Here is a 1,324-nt window from a genome sequence, read left to right as displayed (position 1 = left end):
GGTCGGCGGCGCGGTCGTGGGGGGCGTGGTGGACTCGAACTGGCTGAAGAATCTCCAGATCTCACCCGACGTCCAGGTCCGGGAGTCGTTCGGAGTGGAGGACCCGTCCACGGGGCTGGGCGTGTGGTCGCCGTCGAAGGCTGCCCACTGCACGGGGTAACCAGCCCGGCATCCGGAGTAGACGGTGGTGATGTGGGTCAGGCTGCCCCGGCTCGGCTCGCGTGGGCTCTGCGCGGTGCAGCCGTTGTTCCTAACAAACGTGTCGCGCAGTGACCGGCCCATCGAGATGTTGAGCACGCTGTCGTAGGTGCCGTGGATGCCGAAGTACGGGACGGGTTGGGTACCGCCGTTGCAGCCGCTGAGGTTGGCGCCGGACAGGACGGCGACCGCCCGCACGATGGTGGGCCGGGCGCAGGCCACCGCGTAACTCATGGCCCCGCCGTAGCTCCAACCGAGCGCGAAGCGCTGGGTCGTGTCGACGCAGAGGTCGTTCTCGATTTGCCGGGAGATGTCGTCGAAGAGGGTCAAGTCTCGACCGTTGGGGTTGGCCCAGCCGTTGTCGATGCCCTGCGGCGCGACGAAGATCGCGCTATTGTTCGACAGCGGCTGGAGCCCGTAGTAGCCGGCCGAGGCGACGTTGTTGGCCGAGCCGTTCAGCCAGTGGAAGCCGAAGATTAGCCGGTAGGGGCGGTTTCTGTCGTATCCGTCTGGGATCCGCAGGATGTAGCTGCGATTCTGGCCGCTGCTCTGGATCGTGCGCGTCCCGTTGGTCAGCGTGGGGGCCCTACCGCAGCCGCTGGTCGTCGCGAGGGTGCCGTTCGTCGCGGCCACCGCTGCCCCGTGGAAGCCGCCGCTCAGCGCGCCGCCGGCGGTGGCCGCGAGAAGCACCGCCGCGGCCGCGATGGATGGGAGGAGGTACCTGCGTTTCCACATCGCCTGGCTCCTTGCCATTGATGGTCGTGTCCCGGTGGAACTGATTGCGCTGGTGGCCCGCGGCGGGCCCGGCCTTGCGCCGAGCCCGCCGCGTCAGTGCCGTCCGGTCCTGATGGTGACTAGCGTTGCAGGGTCAGCAGGCCCGGTCGGTACGGCAGGAGGCCGTAGTCCGTGCCGTCGGAGCGGGGGTCGCGCCCCTGGTAGAGCAGTTGGAGGTTGCAGGGGTCGATGGTCATGGTCTGGTCGGCGCTGGTGCGCAGCAGTTCACCGTGGCTGATGTCGTTGGTCCAGGTGGCGCCGCTGTTGGCCTTGCCGGCGAAGGGGTTGCTCTCCGTCGCGGCCTGCGGGGTCCACGAGCCGTCCAGGCTGGTGGCGGTGAACGAGCGGAAGT

2 protein-coding genes are annotated in these 1,324 nt (G+C 68.7%); both read right to left on the bottom strand.

What is annotated here, in order from left to right; all coding sequences use genetic code 11:
• The coding region (locus tag E1258_RS32680) for a PHB depolymerase family esterase (RefSeq protein ID WP_132407841.1) at window positions 1-933 on the bottom strand (933 nt) is incomplete at its 3' end.
• 119 nt (window positions 934-1,052) lie between these two features.
• Window positions 1,053-1,324: non-reducing end alpha-L-arabinofuranosidase family hydrolase (locus E1258_RS32675; protein ID WP_256371044.1), on the bottom strand; the 272-nt coding region annotated here is incomplete at its 5' end.

It is taken from the genome of Micromonospora sp. KC207 (assembly GCF_004348615.1).
Taxonomy (GTDB): domain Bacteria; phylum Actinomycetota; class Actinomycetes; order Mycobacteriales; family Micromonosporaceae; genus Micromonospora.
This window is presented reverse-complemented; position numbering and strand designations above follow the sequence as displayed.